The 19,304-nt window shown below is 74.0% G+C and carries 15 protein-coding genes; 5 read left to right on the top strand and 10 right to left on the bottom strand.

The window, feature by feature from the left end; genetic code table 11:
• Window positions 1-106 precede the first annotated feature (106 nt).
• Window positions 107-547 (bottom strand): VOC family protein, encoded by a 441-nt coding sequence (locus tag KM933_RS29980; protein ID WP_221357990.1) that lies wholly within the window; start codon window positions 545-547, stop codon window positions 107-109.
• 112 nt (window positions 548-659) lie between these two features.
• Entirely contained in the window at window positions 660-1,496 is an 837-nt protein-coding gene (locus KM933_RS29975; protein ID WP_260334376.1) for a LysR family transcriptional regulator, read from the bottom strand.
• 292 nt (window positions 1,497-1,788) lie between these two features.
• Between KM933_RS29975 and KM933_RS29970 the strand changes: the two genes are divergently transcribed.
• Window positions 1,789-2,868, top strand: a complete 1,080-nt coding sequence (locus KM933_RS29970) for a Kelch repeat-containing protein (protein WP_260334370.1) — start codon at window positions 1,789-1,791, stop codon at window positions 2,866-2,868.
• 153 nt (window positions 2,869-3,021) lie between these two features.
• Here the strand turns inward: KM933_RS29970 and KM933_RS29965 are convergent, their stop codons facing one another.
• A complete protein-coding gene (locus KM933_RS29965) occupies window positions 3,022-3,792 on the bottom strand; it encodes an alpha/beta fold hydrolase (protein ID WP_221357983.1) in 771 nt (256 codons plus the stop codon).
• A 409-nt stretch (window positions 3,793-4,201) separates the two neighbouring features.
• Between KM933_RS29965 and KM933_RS29960 the strand changes: the two genes are divergently transcribed.
• From KM933_RS29960 to KM933_RS39805, 3 genes are all read left to right on the top strand, one after another.
• A complete protein-coding gene (locus KM933_RS29960; protein WP_221357982.1) occupies window positions 4,202-4,873 on the top strand; it encodes a lytic polysaccharide monooxygenase auxiliary activity family 9 protein in 672 nt (223 codons plus the stop codon).
• Between the two features lie 32 nt (window positions 4,874-4,905).
• Window positions 4,906-6,453, top strand: coding sequence for a PQQ-dependent sugar dehydrogenase (locus tag KM933_RS29955; protein ID WP_430727387.1), 1,548 nt, complete (start codon window positions 4,906-4,908; stop codon window positions 6,451-6,453).
• Window positions 6,386-6,694, top strand: coding sequence for a cellulose binding domain-containing protein (locus KM933_RS39805; protein ID WP_308013590.1), 309 nt, complete (start codon window positions 6,386-6,388; stop codon window positions 6,692-6,694). Before KM933_RS29955 ends, KM933_RS39805 begins: the two co-directional genes overlap by 68 nt.
• A gap of 142 nt (window positions 6,695-6,836) precedes the next feature.
• On the opposite strand, the gene KM933_RS29950 is transcribed toward KM933_RS39805, so the two are convergent.
• A complete protein-coding gene (locus KM933_RS29950) occupies window positions 6,837-7,352 on the bottom strand; it encodes an EF-hand domain-containing protein (RefSeq protein WP_221357981.1) in 516 nt (171 codons plus the stop codon).
• Between the two features lie 671 nt (window positions 7,353-8,023).
• On the opposite strand from KM933_RS29950, the gene KM933_RS29945 reads away from it, so the two are divergent.
• The gene (locus KM933_RS29945; RefSeq protein ID WP_221357980.1) at window positions 8,024-8,686 is read left to right on the top strand and encodes an O-methyltransferase; all 663 of its coding nucleotides are present in this window, start codon (window positions 8,024-8,026) and stop codon (window positions 8,684-8,686) included.
• A gap of 26 nt (window positions 8,687-8,712) precedes the next feature.
• Here KM933_RS29945 and KM933_RS29940 read toward each other — a convergent pair whose 3' ends face one another.
• From KM933_RS29940 to KM933_RS29915, 6 genes are all read right to left on the bottom strand, one after another.
• Window positions 8,713-9,828, bottom strand: a complete 1,116-nt coding sequence (locus KM933_RS29940) for an HAD-IIIC family phosphatase (RefSeq protein WP_221358057.1) — start codon at window positions 9,826-9,828, stop codon at window positions 8,713-8,715.
• A gap of 106 nt (window positions 9,829-9,934) precedes the next feature.
• Complete coding sequence (locus KM933_RS29935; protein ID WP_221358056.1) at window positions 9,935-11,101, bottom strand: acyl-CoA dehydrogenase family protein; 1,167 nt, start codon at window positions 11,099-11,101, stop codon at window positions 9,935-9,937.
• Between the two features lie 25 nt (window positions 11,102-11,126).
• On the bottom strand, window positions 11,127-11,396 hold the full coding sequence (locus tag KM933_RS29930; protein WP_221357979.1) for an acyl carrier protein: 270 nt from the start codon (window positions 11,394-11,396) through the stop codon (window positions 11,127-11,129).
• Window positions 11,393-12,307, bottom strand: coding sequence for a 3-hydroxyacyl-CoA dehydrogenase family protein (locus tag KM933_RS29925; protein WP_221357978.1), 915 nt, complete (start codon window positions 12,305-12,307; stop codon window positions 11,393-11,395). Before KM933_RS29925 ends, KM933_RS29930 begins: the two co-directional genes overlap by 4 nt.
• Before the next feature lie 28 nt (window positions 12,308-12,335).
• Window positions 12,336-18,689 carry a type I polyketide synthase gene (locus KM933_RS29920; protein ID WP_221357977.1) on the bottom strand — a complete coding sequence of 2,118 codons (6,354 nt, stop codon included), beginning with the start codon at window positions 18,687-18,689 and terminating at the stop codon, window positions 12,336-12,338.
• Between the two features lie 25 nt (window positions 18,690-18,714).
• Window positions 18,715-19,304, bottom strand: a 590-nt coding sequence (locus KM933_RS29915; RefSeq protein WP_221357975.1) for an acyl carrier protein, incomplete at its 5' end; no start/stop codon positions are given.

The raw sequence follows: 19,304 nt of genomic DNA, 5'->3' as shown, positions 1-19,304 counted from the left end.
AGTCGCCGTCGCGTGGCGACGTGCTGTGATCCCGGGAACCGGTGGCGGGTCCTGTTCCGGGACCCGACGGTCCCGTTCGGCCGGAGGGCCCGGTTCCGCCCTCTTCTCAGTGCAGTCGCTCGGCCAGCCCGACGATGACTCCCTCCGGGCCGCGGACGTAGCAGAGCAGGTGGCTGTCCTCGAAGCGGGCGATTCCGCCGAGGAGTTCGGCGCCGTGGGGGCGCAGGCGGGTGACGGTGTCCTCGATGCCGTCGACGGCGAACATGACACGGTGCGTGCCCACGATGTTGTGCGGCCGGTCGCGCGGTCCGGCGCCGGTCGCCGCGGGGCTGCGGTACTTCGCCAGTTCGAGCCGGCTGCGACCGTCGGGGGTGCGGAGCATCGCGATGTCACAGCGGACGCCGTCGAGTCCGGTGCACCGGTCGGCGACGGGGCCCTCGACCTGCGCCCTGCCTTCCAGCTCCATACCGAGTTCCACGAAGAACGCGATGGCCGCCTCCAGGTCCTCCACGACGATGCCGACGTTGTCCATCCGCTCGATCGCCATACCGGTTCCTCCTTCCGACTCGTGCGGCCGGTGACGGCCGCCGCAGTTCCCGGGACGGAGCCGACGGCGCGTTCTCGGCATCCGCGGTCACCGGATTCGGGCCCTGCGGTGTTCAGGGCCGGTACGCGGCCGTCGCGATCTCCGTGAAGGACCGGATCAGCGGGTTGGTGTCCCCTTCGTTCCAGGCCACCACCACTCGGCTCGGTGCCATGTCGATCAGCGGTACCACGGCCAGCTCCGCGGGCAGGTCGTGCCCGAGCGGGGCCAGGCCGACCGTACCGTTCCACAGCACGGCCTGCAGGCACTCCTGAACAGCGCGCACCACCGGGCCCGTACGCGGCCTGCCGCCGTTCCAGTACGACTGCCAGAGGGGGTCGGTTCCCTGCGGGAACCGGAACCAGGGGCGGTCGCCCAGGTCGGCCAGCCGCAGCCGCTCGCGGCGGGTCAGCGGATCGTCGGCGCGCAGGACCGCGCCGACCGGATCGGTCCGCAGCTCACGCATCGTCAGGGCGGTCCCGTCGAACGGCGCCCGGGTCAGGGCGACATCGACCAGTCCGGCGCGCAGTCCACACGTCGGGTCGGTCAGATCGGTGTCGCGGATGTGGATGTCGACGCCCGGGTGCCGTCGGCGGTAGGCGGTGGCCAGTCTGGTCGCGCCCGGGTCGGTGGCGTCCCCCAGGATGCCCACGGTGAGGGAGGCGGCGCCGGCCGCCGCGCTCACGCGTACCCGGACGCGGTCGGCATGGCCGAGCAGGGCCCGTGCCTCGTCGAGCAGCACCGTGCCCACCGGGGTGAGCGTGACGCCGGCAGCCGAGCGGGTGAACAGCAGGGCCCCGACGTCGGTCTCCAGCTGCTTGATCGCCCGGCTCAGCGGCGGCTGGCTCATGTGCAGTCGGGTGGCGGCCCGGCCGAAGTGGAGTTCCTCGGCGACCGCCACGAAATAGCGCAAGGTCCGCAGCTCCACACTGCAACGATACCCGCGGGGTATCGGGGAGACCCAAACGGTCTTGGACGGGTGGTGCCGGCGGACGGTCGAATCGGGACACCACATGCCGGGTCGACGCCGGCAGGTGTGCGGGACAGCGGACTCGTTGTCCCGCGTCCGGAGTCGGCCCTTGTCCGGAGCCGGCCCGTGTCCGGACGCGCCGGCTCCCGTGCCGTCGGCGGACGGCCGGCGCGACGCACGAGGGCGGACGCCGTACCCGGTGCTCCGCACAGAAGAACAGGAAAGGTGAGCAGCCATGGAGTTCGACAGGCGGCGGCGCGATGTCGTCAAGGCCGTGGTGTCCGGCGGGCTGGCGGTGGCGGGGGTCTCCGCCCTGTCCCGGCAGTCCCCGGCGGAGGCGACGGAGCGCCCGGCACGGCCGGCGGCCCGAGGGCCGTGGCGTGCGCGGAGTCCGCTGCCGGTCAAGCGGGCCGAGGTCGGGGTGGCCGCGGTCGGCGGGCGGCTGTACGTCGTGGGCGGCACCACACAGAGGGGCGAGGAACCCCCGGTGTGGGCCACCACCGAGGTGCACGGTTACGACCCCCGGCAGGACCGGTGGTCGAGCCACGCCCCGCTGCCCAGGCCGCTCACCCATGTCGGGGTGGCCGCGCTGGACGGCAGGCTGTACGCCTTCGGCGGGTTCACCGGTCCCGTCCACATGCATCCGCAGCGGGACGCGTACGTCTACGACCCGCGCCGCGACGTGTGGGAGCGCCTCCCGGACATGCCGGTGGCCCTCGGATCGGTCGGGGTGGCGGCGGTCGACGGGCGGCTGCACCTGCTCGGCGGGCGGGACTCCCACCGGGTCGTCACCCCGGAAGGGTCGCCGTTCTCGCTGGGGTACGGCGTCGTACGCACCCATCACGTCTTCGACCCCCGGCGCAACACCTACGTCACGGCGGCCCCTCTGCCGGCCGAGGGGAGGGACCACGCCGGCGTGGCGGTTCTCGGTGAGCGTATCCATCTCGTGGGCGGCCGGGTCGAGGACACCGACGACAACCTCACCCGCCACGACGTGTACGACGTCCGCCGCCGGCACTGGGTCCGGGCGGCACCGCTGCCCACCGCCCGGTCCGCCGGAGCGGCGGTCGTCCTCGACGGGCGCCTCGTCTACGCGGGGGGCGAGTGCAGGCCGGGGAGCAGCACCGAGACGTTCGACGACGTCACCGTCCACGACCCCAGAACCGGGCGGTGGAGTGCCGTCGCGGCACTGCCGGGCAGCCGTCACGGGTTCGGCGCGGCGCGGATCGGCGGCCGCGCGTACTTCGTCGCCGGTTCACCCGGCTGCGGAGGGGGAGCGAGTGCCGACACCCTGGAACTGACCCTCCCCCGGTGACACCGGGACCCCGCCGGGCACCGCGGCATGTCGGCTGCGGTGCCCGGCGGCGGTCGGTCCGTACCGGAAGGGCTCGCCGTCGTGCACCGGTGCAGGGCTGCCCGGGTGGGGGCCTCCGCCGAGGCCGACCGGTTCACGGGCTACTGGTTCTCATTACTGGTCCTCAAGGGTCCGCCAGAACCTCGTCAGCGCCTCGGCGGCCGGTCCGGGGTTCTCCGACGGCCACCAGTGCGGGGCTCCGTCGAGGACCACCGCCTGCGCGCCGGCGCGTTCGGCCGCCCAGCGGTGCTGCTCGGGTGTGCCGTTGCTGCGGTCGGTGTCCTCCGCCGCGATCAGGGCGAGGCCCGGTGCCGCCCGGGCTTTCCCGAGGTCCTCGCCGAACCGGCTCATGGCAGGCTGTGCGGCCGACCGCAGCAGGGACAGGACCGCCCGGCCCATCTCGGGACCGATGGCGGCAGCGACGGCCTCACCGGCGTCGCCGGTGATCCCCAGTCCCGCCACGACCTGCCTGCGACGGTCGAGGTCCCCGCCGAAGAGCTGCCGCACGGACTCCTCCCCGGCTTCGGGCGTCTGCCAGATCCGAGCCATGGAGTGCCATACGAACCCGGGGGCGAGGACGCCCAGAGCGTCCGACGCCCAGCTGCGGATCAGGTGCGGGTGGTGCATCGCCACCTGCGCCACGTGCACACCGCCCCAGTCGTGGCCGACGAGATCCACCGGCCGGCTGAACACCGCCAGGCGGGCCGCGAGCCACTCGCGGTACGCCTGCACCGAAGGGTCGAAGGACGGGGGTACCGGCGCTCCGAAGCCCGGCGGGGACAGGGTGACGACGTCGTCGCGGCCGAGCAGACGGAGGAACGGGTTCCAGATCGCGGCGGTTTCGGGGTTTCCGTGGACGAGGACGAGAGGAGCGGAACGACTCATGAGCACGACCCTAGACACTTGCTTGTCGACACGCAAGTATCTTGTCGATGCGCATCACCGGCCGGACCGCTCCGCACCCCGGACGCCCCCACAAGTCGCCGGTGGAACCGGGGCCGGGACATCCCGTTCCGGCCAACCCCGTCCACCGGCCCATCACCGCGGCCGGAGCCGCCCGCACCCTGGGGAACCACCTGCACCAAGGCCCACGAGGACCCCCGGGCCACTCACGCGATCCACCGGGCCCGTACGTCACGCGGCCGGACGATCGCGCCGCACGGACATCAAAGTGGCGCAAACAAACGTTGCCGCTCCGTTTCGGGGCGCGCAGCCTGGAATCGCGGGAGCGCTCCCATTCCGTCGACGCCCGCACCAGGAGTCAGACCTTCCCCCCACCGAGGAGAAAAGAGTCATGGATTGTCATGCGCATGCAACACGCATGCGGAGCCGACTGACGCTCGTTCTGACCGCCTTCGTCGCCGCGCTGCTCGGCATCGTCCCCTGGAGCAGCCCGGCCTCCGCCCATGGCTCGGTCGTCGATCCGGCCTCCCGCAACTACGGTTGCTGGCTGCGCTGGGGCAGTGACTTCCAGAACCCCGCCATGGCCCAGCAGGACCCCATGTGCTGGCAGGCATGGCAGGCCGACCCCAACGGCATGTGGAACTGGAACGGTCTCTACCGCAACGGTTCCGGCGGCAACTTCCAGGCCACCGTCCCGAACGGCCAGCTGTGCAGCGGCGGCCGGACCGAGGGCGGCCGCTACAACTCGCTGGACGCCGTGGGTGCCTGGAAGACCACGGACATCGGCAGCAACTTCACCGTCAGGCTGCACGACCAGGCCAGCCACGGTGCCGACTACTTGCTGGTCTATGTCACCCGGCAGGGATTCGACCCCACCACCCAGCCCCTGACCTGGAACGACCTCCAGCTGGTGGCGCGCACCGGCCGGTACGCGCCCGGCCAGAACTACGACGTCCCCGTGAGCACGTCCGGTTACAGCGGCCGCCATGTCGTCTACACGATCTGGCAGGCGTCGCACATGGACCAGACCTACTTCCTGTGCAGTGACGTGAACTTCCGCTGACCCGACGGATCGGCGGGACCGCCCCACCGGACATGGCGCACCGTCCGGCGGGGCGGCGTCCGTCGGGGTCCACGGACCGGTCGCGTCGGCCGTGGTCCGGCCGCGCACCCGCCGCTCCGCAGCACCGCCGCCACCTCCGCCGCTGCCACCGCCGTCGCCGCCGTCGCCGTCGCCGTACGAGCGATCCCGTCCCTGGAGCCGACATGTTCCGACACCGTTGGACCGGGCCAGTTCTGCTGGCCCTCCTGCTGACCGCCCCGACCGCCCTGCCCGCCACCGCGGCACCCGGTCCCGGGGCGGGTCCCCCCACCTCGACGCACGCTCCCGCGCAACGGACGGGGGCGCGGGAGGCCGCGCCGACCGTACCCCTGCCCTCGCTCAGCGCCACCACGACCCAGGTCGCCTCCGGACTGCGCAGGCCCACCGCGCTCGTCGCCCCGGACGACGGATCGGACCGGCTGTTCATCACCGAGAAGTCCGGCACCGTCCGCGTCTACCATCCGGACACCGGCCTGGAGCGCACCCCGCTGCTGGACATCACCGCGTCCGTCGACGAATCGGGCAACGAACGCGGACTGCTCGGCATCGCCCTCGCCCCCGACTTCGCCGACAGCCAGGAGCTGTACCTGGCGTACACGGCACCGCCCGCCGGAGCCGTCACGCTCGCCCGCTACCGCCTCGACGACAAGCGCCTGGAGGTCCTGCTCGCCCAGGAGCACGCCGAGTTCAGCAACCACAACGGCGGCCAGCTCGCCTTCGGTCCCGACGGCAACCTGTACTGGAGCATCGGCGACGGCGGCGGGTCCGCGGACCCCCTGCGCGCCGGGCAGCGGCTGGACACCCTGCTGGGCAAGATCCTGCGGATCGACGTCGGCCGCGCCTGCGGCCCCCTCCCCTACTGCGTCCCCGACGACAACCCCTTCGTGGACACCCCCGGCGCCCGTGCGGAGATCTGGCTGTACGGCCTGCGCAACCCGTGGCGGTTCTCCTTCGACAGCGCCGACGGTTCGCTGTGGATCGGAGACGTCGGCCAGGGGCGGTGGGAGGAGATCGACCACCTCGCGCCCGGCCGGGGAGGCGCGAACCTCGGCTGGTCCTGTTACGAGGGACTGGAGCGATTCGCCGACGGCGTCTGCCCGCCCGGGGAGGAGTACACCGAGCCGGTCTTCACCTACTCCCCCTACACCGGCGGCTGTTCGNGAGTACACCGAGCCGGTCTTCACCTACTCCCCCTACACCGGCGGCTGTTCGGTCATCGGCGGTCATGTCTACCGCGGCCGGGAGTACGCCGGCCTGGTGGGCGGCACCTACATCGCCACCGACTACTGCTCCTCCACCGTATGGGCGCTGCGCCCCGACGGCACGGGCGGCTACGAACAGGCCGAGATCGGGAAGATGCCCACCCAGGTGACCTCGATCGGAACGACGGCGGAGGGCGAGTTCTACGTGGTCAACGACCTGCCGGGCGGCCTGCACCGGGTGTCGTTCGCACACGAGGAGCCGACCTGCCGGGTGGAGCGGACCGTACGCGCCTGGGGCACCGGCACGACGGTCGACCTCACCCTCACCAACACCGGTGACACCCCGGTGAACGGCTGGACACTCGAATTCCCGCTGGCCCTCGGGCAGACCGTCGTCTCCGACTGGAACACCGACCTGGTCCAGCTCAGCAACACGATCGAGGCGTCCGACGCCGGGCACAACGCCACGATCGCCCCGGGAGCGAGCGTCACGCTCGGCTATCTCGCCGAGCACACCGGCGACTCCTCGCCGCCGCCCCGGTTCACCCTCGGCGGGGACGCCTGCGCCGTCGGCCGCTGAGCCGCCGTACGCGCACCGGGAGCGCTCCCGGTCCCGAGGCGGGATGCCGTTCCGCGCGGACCCGCCGCCCCGGCCGGACGCCGTGAGTCGGCGCCCGGCCGGGGCGGCGGTCATTTCAGGCCGAACCGTTTCCCGTGGGGTGTCAGCGGAAGTCTCCGAAGATGAATCCACTGAGGTACTTGTGGAGTTCTTCCTGCGACAGGTCGCCGCTGCCGTCCGTGTCCAGCTGCTCGAACGTGCCCTCGATCCGGTCCTGGGGCACGCCCCACGCGCGGTGGTAGCGCTCGAACTCGCTCTTCGAGACCCTGCCGTCGCCGTCGGTGTCGAACAGCTTGAAGAGCTGTTCGGTGAAGGGAGCCAAGGTCCGCCGGATGGCCGCCGGCTCCGCGTTGGCGTAGAAGTCGACGTACTCCTTGCGGCTGACCTTGTCGCCGGCGCTCAGGCCGATGTCCTGCTGCACGCCCTGCCACAGCTGGGTGCTCACCCGTCGGAAGTCCTCGTGCTGCTGGGAACCGGGAGCGAAACCGAACCGACCGACCAACTGCTCGGCCAGCGCCTCGATGTCCTCGACGCTCAGCTCGCCGCTACCGTCGAGGTCCATCAGGTCGAATGCCTTGCTCACCCTGCTGCGCTGGCTCTCGGTTTGTTCGATACTCACTTGGTGCACCTGCCTCTCCGTCAGCTCCGGCGAATCATTCGCTGAATGATAGACACGCCGGGAAAAACTGTTCAATGACCGAGGCGGGTGCACATCATGATGGCCGATTCAGGGGACCCACTACCGGCCACCGGGGAGCCGGAATTCTGAATTACCTGGCCGCGATCTTTCGCTCACGGCAATTTCGCACCCGGAGTCCCACGGCCGTCCCGGTGTCCCGTGCCCTCCGTCCCGGTAAAGTCTCCCTGGAGCCGAACAAAAGGAAGAACCCTCACACGGGCGGGCCCTGCCCGCCCCGTCCCGGATTTCACCCGACGCCGGGAACAGGAGCTCGCCGGACCACCGCTCCGCCGGGCCGCCGTATCCGACCATGGCCTGATTCCCCGCGGCACCCGGTGGCCGGAACACGGAAGGCCATGAGCAGACCATGAGGTGACGGGAGTTCCGGTTTCGCGCGAGCGAGTGAGCGAGTGAGCGAGCAGGACGAATTGACGGAATCGCGGCGACGACATCGGAGCGACGAGGATCCGGTCCCTCCGAAGACTTCTTCCTTTTCACTGGGCTGTTCCGGTGCCGCGCCACGGTATCCGCTGTTACGGTCGTGAAGGAGCTGTTCATTCGATGCACAGTCAGAAGACAATGCACAGCCACAGAAGAAGGGGGTTGCCTGCGTGGCCCGTCAGATCGATTCCACCGAAATCCTTCTCGACTATGTCAGGGACGTGTCCTTTCGCGACGACGAGATCTTGAGAGAACTGCGGGAGGAGACAGCGCTGCTGCCCGGTGGTGCGACCATGCAGGTCATGCCGGAGGAGGGACAGTTGCTGGCCCTGCTCGTCGGACTCACCGGAGCCCGGTCGGTGCTGGAGCTCGGGACCTTCACCGGTTACAGCACGCTGTGCATGGCCCGTGCGCTGCCCACCGGCGGCGAGGTCGTGACGTGCGACATCACCGACCGGTGGCCCGACATCGGCGCCGTGTACTGGAAGCGGGACGGCGTCGACGACCGGATCGAGCCGCGCATCGGAGACGCCGCGGACATCCTGGACGAGCTGCTCACGGAGCGGGGCGCCGGGGCGTTCGACCTCGTGTTCATCGACGCCGACAAGACCGGCTACCGCACCTATTACGAGAAGTCGCTCGCCCTCACCAGGAGCGGCGGCCTTCTGGTCGTCGACAACACACTCTTCTTCGGGCGCGTCGCGGATCCGCAGTTCGACGACGCCGACACCGTGGCCGTTCGCGAGTTCAATTCGGCGCTCGCCGCGGACGGGCGGGTGGACATCTCCCTCCTCCCGATGGCGGACGGCATCACCCTGGCCCGCAAGCGCTGAGCGTCGGGGGCCGGTGCCCGCCCGCTTCAGGACGGCCGGGACGGGGCTGCTCCGGTGTGCACGGCACGTGTACCGGGGCCGCTCCGGCGCCGGGCCAGATCGACCGCGCCCACCCTGATCGTCGTCGAGGCCGGACGGGGCGCGGGCCGCAGGTGCAGGCGCTGGAGGCCGTCGGCCGCCGCCCGCGCGAGGGCGGCGCCACAGGAACACGGGTCGCCGTCCAGGAACCCCGCGAAACGGTAGGCGATCTCCATCATGCGGTTGCGCTCGGTGGGCCTGAAGTCGGCCATCAGGTGGACGCCCGCACGGGCCGCCTCGTCGATGAGCCAGTTGAGGACGGTCGCGCCCGCGCCGAACGACACCACGCGGCACGAGGTGGCGAGGAGCTTGAGGTGCCACACGTCCGGGTGGCGCTCCAGGAGCAGCACGCCGACCGCGCCGTGCGGACCGAAGCGGTCCGTGAGCGTGACCACGAGGACCTCGTGGCCGGGATCGGTGAGCAGCCGGCGCAGGTCGGCGTCGGAGTAGTGCACCCCGGTGGCGTTCATCTGGCTGGTGCGCAGGGTGAGTTCCTCGACGCGCGACAGCTCCTCGCCGGTGGCCCGGCCGATGCGCATGTCCAGTTCCAGGGAGCGCAGGAAGTCCTCGTCCGGCCCGGTCGCCCCGGCCCGGGCGGCCTCACGCCGGAAACCCGCCTGGTACATCTGGCGCCGCCGCCGGGAGTCCACCGTCTGCAGGGGCGGGGCGAACTCCGGGCGCGCGGGCAGGAACGGGGCGGCCTCCGCCTCGTAGCAGCGGACCTCGGGCAGGTGATGGGCGACCTCGGCCCGTTCCGCGGGCTGGTCGTCGATGAAGGCGACGGTGGTCAGGGCGAAGCCCAGGGTGTCGGCGATCCGGCGCACGGAGTCCGACTTGGGACCCCAGCCGATCCGGGGCAGCACGAAGTAGTCGGCGATGCCCAGCCGCTCCAGGCGGGCCCACGCCGTCTCGTGATCGTTCTTGCTGGCGACGGACTGGAGGATGCCGCGGGAGTCCAGCTCCACGACGACGTCGCGGACCGTGTCCGGCAGCGTCACCTCGCCGTCCTCCAGCAGAGTCCCCTGCCACAAGGTGTTGTCCAGGTCCCAGACCAGGCATTTCAGCACGGGGCCGGGGTGCGCGGCCGGCACGCCGTGCGTCCCCGTGGCCGCCGCGGGCGTGTTCGCTCCGGTGGTCGTCACTTCGGTTCCCTCCACCCTTCGGTTCCCTTCACGCGCTGCTGCCGAGGACGTGCCGGGCCAGCATCAGCTGGCACATCTCGTTGCTGCCTTCGATGATCTCCATCAGCTTGGCGTCGCGGTGGGCGCGGGCCACCAGGTGCCCGTCCTGCGCTCCGGCGGAAGCCAGGACCTGCAGGGCGGTGGCCGCGCCGCGGGCCGCGTTGCCCGCGCTGACGTGCTTGGCCAGGACGGTGGCCGCGACCTGTTCCGGTGAGCCCTCGTCCCAGCAGCGCGAGGCGTGCTCGCAGACCCGGGTGGCGGTCTGCTCGGCTGCGAAGAGCTCGGCGAGATGACGGGCGACGAGCTGGTGTTCGCCCAGGGGGACGCCGAACTGCTCCCGGGTGGCGGCGTGCCGGGCGGCGGCCGTCAGACAGCCGCGCAGGATGCCGACGCATCCCCAGGCCACGGACATCCGCCCGTAGGCCAGGGCGGTGGTGACCAGCAGCGGCAACGGCAGTGACGAGCCGCCGAGCACATGGGCGGCCGGGACCCGCACCGCGTCGAGGGCGATGTCGGCGTGTCCGGCCGCGCGGCAGCCGAGCGGGTCCGCGACGCGCGTGACGCGGACGCCGGGGGTGTCCGCGGGGACGACGACGGCCACCGCCCCGTCCCCCGTCCCCGTCCCGTCTCCTGCTCCTGCGCCTGCCCCCGCGCCGTGTTCCGTCCCCGCGTCGCCGTCCTCGTACCTGCCGAACAGGACGAGGAGGTCGGCGTAGTGCGCGGCGGTCACCCAGACCTTGTGCCCGTCGAGGACGACCGCGTCGCCGTCACGGCGCACCCGCGTCGTCATGGCGGACAGGTCGCTCCCGGCGCCGCGCTCGCTGAACCCGGCCGCCGCGAGGGCGCCGCCGGTGAGTCGGGGCAGGAACGCCGTACGCTGCTCGGCGGTGCCCAGGCGCTCGACGGTCCAGGCGGCCATGCCCTGCGAGGTCATCACGGACCGCACCGAGCCGCACAGGCTGCCGACGTGCGCGGTGAACGCGCCGCCGGCCGCGCTGGACAGCCCCCGGCCCCCGTACGCGGCCGGGACCTGGGCACACAGCCATCCGGCGGCACCCAGCTCCCGCAGCAGACCGACGGGCAGCAGCCCCGCACGGTCCCAGGCGTCGGCCGCACCGGCCACCAGGGCGGTGACCGTGGCGGTCGCCTCGTCCAGGACGGGCGGGCCGGGCGGCGGCCGGTCACTCACCGGTTCCTCCGGCCGCCGCCCGCAGCCGCTCCACGAGCCCCGTCATCGACGCGACCGTACGGAAGTTGTCCAGCCGCAGATCGGCGCCGCGGACGGAGACCCCGAAGGACTTCTCCAGGTGCACGACCAGCTCCATCGCGAACAGCGAGGAGAGGCCGCCGGAGGCGAAGAGGTCGGTGCCGGTCCCCCAGGTCCGCTTGGTGCGCGCCTCCAGGAAGCGCAGGATTTCCTTCTCGGTGGCTCCGGCGTCGAAACCGTTCATCGGTTCTCCTCCTGGTACGCGTAGAATCCACGGCCGCTCTTGCGGCCGAGTTCGCCCTGCCGGACCTTGTCGAGCAGCAGGTCGCAGGGGCGGCAGCTCTCGTCCCCGGTGCGCCGGTGCAGGACGCGCAGCGAGTCCACCAGGTTGTCGATGCCGATCAGGTCGGCGGTGCGCAGCGGGCCGGTGGGATGGCCGAGGCAGCCCTCCATGAGGGCGTCGACGGCCTCGGGCGTCGCGGTGCCCTCCTGCACGACCCGGGCCGCGTCATTGATCATCGGGTGCAGGACGCGGCTGGTGACGAAGCCGGGGGCGTCCCGCACGACGACCTGGTCGCGGGCCAGGGCGGTGAGCAGGGTGCTGACGGCGGCCATGGTGCCCTCGCCGGTCCGGGCGCCCCGGACGACCTCGACGGTCGGGATCAGGTAAGGCGGGTTCATGAAGTGCGTGCCGGCGACGTCCTCGGGACGCTCCGCGTGTCCGGCGAGCTCGTCGATGGGGATCGACGAGGTGTTCGAGATCAGCGGGGTGCCGGGGCGCACCCGGGCCGAGACGTCCGCGAGCACCCCGGCCTTGACCTCGGTGACCTCGGTGACGGCCTCGACGACGGCGGTCACGTCGTCGACGCCGCCGGTGTCGGTGGCCAGTTCCAGGGCTGCGGTGCCGCCGGCGGCCGGAAGACGGCCGAGCAGCTGCGCCGTGCGCAGTTCGCGGTCGATGTCGTCCCTGGCCCGCCCGAGCCGCTCCTTGTCGATGTCGACGAGCAGGACCGGTATGCCGTGCCCGAGGGCGAGGGCGGTGATGCCCACGCCCATCACCCCGGCGCCGAGGACGGCGATGCGGTGGGGGCCGGCGGCGGGGTGCGGGTGCGGGGTGATGTGCGGACGGGGAGCGGTGTGCGGTGTTTGCGTCATGCGCCTCTCCTGAGGTGCCGGCGGGACGTCAGGGTGTGGTGGTGGCCGAAGGGGTGAGAACGGTGCCGAGCCAGTCGGCGACTGCCCGGACCGTGGTGCCGACGTGCTCCTCCATGAGGGAGAAGTGATCACCGGGCACGTCGACGACGCTCCGCGCGGCCGGCCAGGTGGCCCGCCAGTCGCCCGCGCCGGGATCCGGTGTGCCGAGCGGTTCACGGGCGCGGACGAGGAGGACGGGCGCCTTCACCACGGGCGGTGTCCAGGTGTCGAGGAGGCGGAAGTAGCGGCCCATTGCGGTGAGCCGGGTGCCGTCCATGGGGGCGGCCCGTTCCTCGCGTGCGAACATCCCGCCGATCAGGACGTCGTTGAACTGGGTCATCCCTTCGTTGTCCGAGAGGTAGGTGTCGAGCAGCACCACCGCGGCCGGGCCCGCGCCCAGCTCCTCCAGGCGGGCCGCGACGCCGTGCGCGAGGGTGCCGCCCGAGGAGGAGCCCATCAGGACGAGGGGCCGCTCGCCGAGTTCCGCGCGCAGGGTGCGCGCCTGGAAGTCGAGGAGGGCGGACATGGCGGCCGGGACGGGCTCGCCCGGCAGGAACCCGGGGGCCGCGAGGGCGCTGACGCCGTAGCGGTCGCCGAACCGCGCGGCGAAGCGCGCGTACTGGTGGGCCCCGCCCAGCGCGACGACGGAGCCGAAGCAGACCAGGTGCGGGACGCCGTCGCCGCCGCACAGGCGCAGCAGCCGGGGCCTGGTCCGCGCCGCCAGGAGTTCGCCTCCGGTGCGGAAGTCGGGGCGCAGGGCGGCGGCATGCTTCAGCAGCGCGATGCCCTCGTCGACCCGGCCCAGTTCGCAGGCCTGCCGGAACAGGGTGCTGACGGGATCGGCGGCCGGGGGCCGCCCGGTCGCGGGACCGTCGTCGGCCGCGGCCGTCGCGGCCAGTCCGGTGCGCAGCGACTCGGCCAGGCGGGCCGGGGTGCCGCTGTCGAGGACGGCTGTGGGGCGCAGGTGCAGTCCGGTGCGGGCGGCGAGCCGGTTGCGCAGTTCGACCGCGGTCAGCGAGTCGAAGCCGACGGAGAGGAACGCGTCGTCCGCGCCCAGGGCCCGGGCCGTGGTGTGTCCGAGCACGTCCGCGGCCTGGGCCAGGACGAGGTCGAGGAGGAGCCGCCCGCGCTCCTCCTCGTCGGCTGCGGCCGCGAGGCGCCGGTGCAGTGGCGCGCCGCCGGTCGTGGGCCGGGGTCCGGCCGGCGCCTTGACGAGGGAGCGCAGGAGCGGCGGCACGGCCTGGCCCCGGTAGCCGGTGAGGTCGAGGCGGACGGGGACGAGGAGGGGTCCGTGGAGCTCGTCCCGGGCCGGCGCGCGGTCGAACAGCGCCATGCCCTCCGCCGCCGACAGTGCGCGGGCGCCGCTGCGGTGCATGCGCCGCAGGTCGGTGTCGGACAGGTGCGCGGTCAGGGCGCTGCGCTGCTCCCACGGGCCCCAGGCCAGTGAGGTGGCGGGCAGGCCGAGGCGGTGCCGTTCCGTCATGAGGGCGTCGAGTGCGGCGTTGGCCGCCGCGTAGGTGGACTGGCCGGGGCTGCCGAAGACCGCGGCGGCCGACGAGTAGACGACGAACGCCGTCAGGTCCGCGTCCCGGGTGAGGGTGTGCAGATGGTGGGCCCCGTCCGCCTTGGGCCGCAGCACGGCGCTCAGCCGCTCGGCGGTCTGCGTCTCCAGCAGGCCGTCGTCGAGGACGCCGGCGGTGTGGACGACGGCGCGCAGCGGGTGCTCCGCCGGTATTCCGGCCAGGGTGCGGGCGAGTGCTTCGCGGTCCGCGACGTCGCAGGCCACCACGGTCACGTCGGCGCCCGACTCCCGCAGTTCCCCGGTCAGTTGCGTCATGCCGGGGCTTTCGGCGCCCCTGCGGCCGAGCAGCAGCAGGCGGCGTACGCCGTGCCGGGTGACGAGGTGGCGGGCGAGGATGCCCGCGAGGGTGCCGCCCCCGCCGGTGAGCAGGACGGTGCCGTCCGGGCCGAACCCGTCCGCGCCGCCCCCGGTGGGTGGCGCGGCACGGACGAGTCTGGGTGCGTACAGCGTGCCGCTCCGCAGGGCGAGTTGGGGTTCGCCGGTGGCGAGTGCGGCGGGCAGGGCCGCGGCACTCGCGGCCGGGTCGTCGGTGTCCAGCAGGACGAACCGGCCGGGGTGTTCGAGCTGGGCCGAGCGCAGCAGTCCCCAGACGGCGGCGGACGCGACGTCCACGGGCTCCACGACGGGCCCGGCCGCGCCCCGGGTGAGGACGACCAGGGGGACGGTGGCGGACGCGGCGTCCGCCAGCCAGACCCGCAGCCGGTCCAGGACGGCCGCGGTGACGGTGTGCACCGCCTCGGGCGTGCCGGGTCCGGCCGGCGGGGAGCAGGGCAGCACGACCGCGTCCGCGCCGGCGGCCGTGCCGGCCGGGACACCGAACCCTTCCGGCAGCAGCCGGGCGTCGTGCCCGCCGAGCACCGCCCAGCTGCCGCGGGCGGGCGGCGTGCGGGGCTGTTCCGCGCGGACCCAGTCCACACGGTGGAGCGAGCGGCCGGGGGCGCGCGGTCCGCCGTACGGGGCCGCGCGCAGGGTCAGCGACCCGATGTCCGCGACGGGCCGGCCGTCCTCCCCGGTGATGCGCACGCGCACCGCGCCGGGGCCGCCGGTGGCGTCGGGGCGCAGGGACACGCGCAGCGTCCGTCCCCCGCCCGGTCCGAGGAGCACCCGGCTGAACGAGAACGGCAGACGGACCTCCGGCGTGCCGCCACCGCCGTCGCCCGCGTCGGCACCGGCACCGGCGCCGGTGGTCGTGCGGAGCCCGGCCGTCTGGAGGGCCGCGTCGAGCAGCGCGGGGTGCACGGTGAAGGCATCCGTCACGCCGTCGGGCAGGGTCACTTCGGCGAAGGTGTCGTCCCCGCGGCTCCATGCGGCGCGCAGTCCCCGGAAGGCGGGGCCGTACTCGACGCCCCTGGACTCCATGGCACCGTACAGGCCGTCGACGCTCAGCCGCCGGGCGCCCGCGGGCGGCCAGCTCATGGGCCCCGCGGGCGCCGGGGGTGCCGCCCCGCCGGGTGCGAGACGGCCGCTCGCGTGCCGGGTCCAGTCCTGGTCCGGCTCGTCCTCGGGCCGGGAGTGGAAGGTGATCTCGCGCCGCCCCCGCCCGTCCCCGGGGGCCACGGTGAGCCGCAGCTGGACACCTGTGGCTTCGTCCGCCGCGGGCAGGGTCAGCGGGGCGCCGAGGGTCAGTTCCTCGACCTCCGCGCAGCCGAGCAGGCGGCCGGCGTGGGCCGCCGCCTCCAGGAAGGCCGCGCCCGGCAGCAGGACGGTGCCGGAGACGGCGTGGTCGGCCAGCCACGGACGGCCGGCCGTCGACAGCCGCCCGGTGAAGAGGGTGCCGCCGCCGGGCAGGTCGACCGCGGCGCCGAGCAGGGGGTGACCGGGGTCGCGCTGGCCGGCCGAGGCGGGGTCGCCGCCGGGTGCGGACGCGTCGAGCCAGTAGCGCCGCCGCTGGAAGGCGTACGTGGGCAGGTCCACGCGACGGGCCCCGGTCCCCTCGTACGCGGGCCGCCAGTCGACCGGGAGGCCGGCCGCGTACGCCTCGCCCAGGGCGAGCAGCAACCGCCGCGGGCCGCCCTCGTCACGGCGCAGGGTGCCGATCACCGCCACGTCGTGGAGGCCGGCGTCGGCCGCCGTGTCCGCGATGCCGTAGGTGAGCGTGGGGTGCGGGCCGACCTCGACGAAGGTGCGCCGGCCCGCGTCGAGCAGCCGGCGCACGGCCGCATGGAAGCAGACGGGCTCACGCAGGCTGCGGTACCAGTATCCGGCGGTGATGCCGTCGGCGGTCAGCCAGTCGGCGTCGACGGCGGAGAGCAGCGGCACCTCGGGCGGGCGCGGGCCGAGGCCGGCGAGCGCGGTGTGCAGTTCCTCCCGCACGGCGTCGACGGCGCCGGAGTGCGAGGCGTAGTCGACGGGGATGTGCCAGGCCATGACGCCCTGCTCCGACAGGTCCGCGACGAGGTCGCGGACGGCCGCGGACGCGCCCGCGACGACCACGACGCGAGGGCCGTTGACCGCCGCGACCGTCACCTCCGCACCGCGCCGCGCCAGGAGCCGCCGGGCCTCCTGCTCCGACATCATCACGGTGGCCATGCCGCCCCCGCCGGTGACGCCGGCCAGGGCGCGGCTGCGCAGGGCCGCGACACGGGCGGCATCCTCCAGGGTGAGGGCTCCGGCGACGCACGCCGCGGCGACCTCGCCCTGGCTGTGGCCCACGACCGCCGCGGGCTCGACGCCGTGGGCGCGCCACACGGCCGCGAGGGACACCGTCACGGCGAACAGCGCGGGCTGCAGCACCTCCACGCGGTCCAGGGACGGCGCACCCCGTTCGCCGCGCAGCACCGCGCGCAGCGACCAGTCGAGGTACGGGGCGAAGGCCCGCTCGCAGTCGGCCACGCGGGCGGCGAACACCGGTGACGCGTCGAGGAGTCCGGTCGCCATGCCGGGCCACTGCGCGCCGAGGCCGGGGAGGACGAACACCGCCTTGCGGCCGCCGCGCGGGGCGGAGCCGGTGGCGCCGTCGGCGGGGAGCTCGCCCCGCGCCAGCTCGCCGAGACCGTCGAGGAGTTCGGCGCGGTCGCGGCCCACGACGACGGCGCGGTCGGCGAACCGGGAGCGGCCGGTGGCCAGGGAGAGGCCGATGTCGGCGGGGCGCAGCGCCGGATGGGCCAGGACGTGGGCGTGCAGGGCGGCGGCCTGTCCGCGCAGCGCCGCCGCGCCCTTGGCGGACAGCGGCCAGGCGACGGGTCCTCCGCACGCCTGCGGCACCTCGCGCTCCTGCTGCCCGTCCGGCACCTCGTGCCCCTGCTGGCCGTCCGGCACCCCCTGCCCCCGTTGCCCGTCCGGCACCCCGCGCCCCTGCTGCCCGTCCATCGCTCCGTGCCCCCGTCGCCCGTCCCGGTCGCGGTCGTTGCCGCGCTCCGCGACGGGCTCCTCGGGTGCCTGTTCCAGGACGACGTGGGCGTTGGTGCCGCTGGCTCCGAAGGAGGAGACCCCGGCGCGGCGCGGGCGGCCCGTGGCCGGCCACGGCGTCGCGGCGGTGAGCAGGGCGACGGCGCCCCCGGACCAGTCCACCTGCGGGGTGGGCCGGTCGACGTGCAGGGTCCGCGGCAGCAGGCCGTGGCGGAGCGCGAGAACGGTCTTGATGACACCGCCGATCCCGGCGGCCGCCTGGGTGTGCGTGAGGTTCGACTTCAGGGAGCCGACCCACAGGGGCCTGCCGGCGGGCCGTTGCCGGCCGTAGGCGGCGAGCAGGGCCTGCGCCTCGACGGGGTCGCCGAGACGGGTGCCGGTGCCGTGCGCCTCGACGGCGTCGACGTCGGCCGGTGCGATCCCGGCGCTGTCCAGGGCCTGGCGGATGACGCGTTCCTGGGCGGGGCCGTTGGGCGCGGTCAGCCCGTTGCTGGCGCCGTCCTGGTTGACGGCGGAGCCCCGGACGACGGCGAGGACCGGGTGGCCGTTGCGGCGGGCGTCCGGCAGCCGCTCCAGGAGGACCATGCCCGCGCCCTCACCGAAGCCCGCGCCGTCGGCGGCGGCGGAGAAGGACTTGCAGCGGCCGTCCGGCGCGAGGCCGCGCTGCCGGCCGGACCCGAGGTAGAGGCCGGGCGTCGCCATCACGGTCACGCCGCCCGCGAGGGCCAGGGTGGCATCGCCCGTCCGCAGGGCCTGGCAGGCCAGGTGGAGGGCGACGAGCGACGAGGAGCAGGCGGTGTCCAGGGTGACCGCGGGCCCTTCCAGACCGAGGGCGTAGGCGACCCGGCCGGAGGCGACACTGGCGATGGAGCCGGTACCGAGGAAGCCCCCCAGCTCCTCGGGCACGCGCGCGAGGCGGGAGCCGTACTCGCTGTAGATGACGCCCGCGTAGACGCCGGTGCGGCTGCCCTTGAGCGTGAGGGGATCGATGCCCGCGCGCTCGATCGCCTCCCAGGAGATCTCCAGGAGGAGGCGCTGCTGCGGGTCCATGGCGAGGGCCTCGCGGGGGGAGATCCCGAAGAAGCCGGGATCGAAGGCGCAGGCGTCCTGGAGGAACCCGCCCTCGCGCGTGCGGGAGATCCCCGGCGCGTCCGGGTCGCCGTCGTGGACGGCGCCGAGGTCCCAGCCCCGGTCGGCGGGGAAGCCGGTGACGGCGTCCCGCTCCTTGACGAGCAGTTCCCACAGGTCCTCGGGGGAGCCGACGCCGCCGGGGAAGCGGCAGCTCATCGCCACCACCGCGACGGGCTCGCGGGCGCTGTCGGCCTCGTCGGCGAGCCTGCTGTTCTCCCGGCGCAGGCGCCGGTTGTCGAGGAGAGAGGCCCTCAGGGCCTCGACCACCCGGTCCGTGGACATGTTCTTCCCTTCCTCCCGCGCCGGATCAGACACGTCCGTCACCGCCCAGGGCCATCCGCACGAGGGCGTCCACTTCCATCTCCTCGATCGCGCCGGGGCCGTCCGCGGGGTCCGTCCCCCCGCCGTCCGCCTCCGCACCGCCGGTCCCGGCGAGGCGCAGCACCGCGTCCAGGAGGCCCGCCTCGCGCAGCCGCGTCACCGGGACGGCGGCGAGGCGCCGCTGGAGTTCCCGGTCGCCGTCCGGCCGGGCCGGGGCGGCGGGCCCGGGGGCCGGAGCGAGACGCGCGTCCACGTACGCGGCCGCGGCGGCCGGGGTCGGGTGGTCGAAGACGAGGGTGGCGGGCAGGCGCAGGCCGGTGGCGGCGTTCAGGCGGTTGCGGAGGTCGACCGCTGTCAGGGAGTCGAAGCCGAGGTCCTTGAACGCCTGCTCCGGGTCGACCGCCTCGGGCCCGGTGTGTCCGAGGACGTCGGCGACGCGGGCCCGTACCAGCTCCTCGATCCGCTCCCGGCGCTCCTCGCCGCCCAGGGACGCCAGCCGCTCGCGCAGCGGAAGCGCTCGGGCGGGGTCGGCCCCGGCGGCGGGCCGGGCGGCGCGCACCAGGCCGCGCAGCAGCG

Source organism: Streptomyces beigongshangae, assembly GCF_019710745.1.
Lineage (GTDB): Bacteria > Actinomycetota > Actinomycetes > Streptomycetales > Streptomycetaceae > Streptomyces > Streptomyces beigongshangae.
Note: the sequence above shows the minus strand (reverse complement) of the source record. Positions and strands in the feature narration are given on the sequence as shown.

What these genes read in the sequence shown, in the direction of transcription:
- KM933_RS29930 (WP_221357979.1), bottom strand. Translation starts at nt 11,396, where the DNA reads ATGAACGGTTTCGACGCCGGAGCCACCGAGAAGGAAATCCTGCGCTTC.
- KM933_RS29920 (WP_221357977.1), bottom strand. Translation starts at nt 18,689, where the DNA reads ATGTCCACGGACCGGGTGGTCGAGGCCCTGAGGGCCTCTCTCCTCGAC.
- KM933_RS29925 (WP_221357978.1), bottom strand. Translation starts at nt 12,307, where the DNA reads ATGACGCAAACACCGCACACCGCTCCCCGTCCGCACATCACCCCGCAC.
- KM933_RS29970 (WP_260334370.1), top strand. Translation starts at nt 1,789, where the DNA reads ATGGAGTTCGACAGGCGGCGGCGCGATGTCGTCAAGGCCGTGGTGTCC.
- KM933_RS29965 (WP_221357983.1), bottom strand. Translation starts at nt 3,792, where the DNA reads ATGAGTCGTTCCGCTCCTCTCGTCCTCGTCCACGGAAACCCCGAAACC.
- KM933_RS29980 (WP_221357990.1), bottom strand. Translation starts at nt 547, where the DNA reads ATGGCGATCGAGCGGATGGACAACGTCGGCATCGTCGTGGAGGACCTG.
- KM933_RS29960 (WP_221357982.1), top strand. Translation starts at nt 4,202, where the DNA reads ATGGATTGTCATGCGCATGCAACACGCATGCGGAGCCGACTGACGCTC.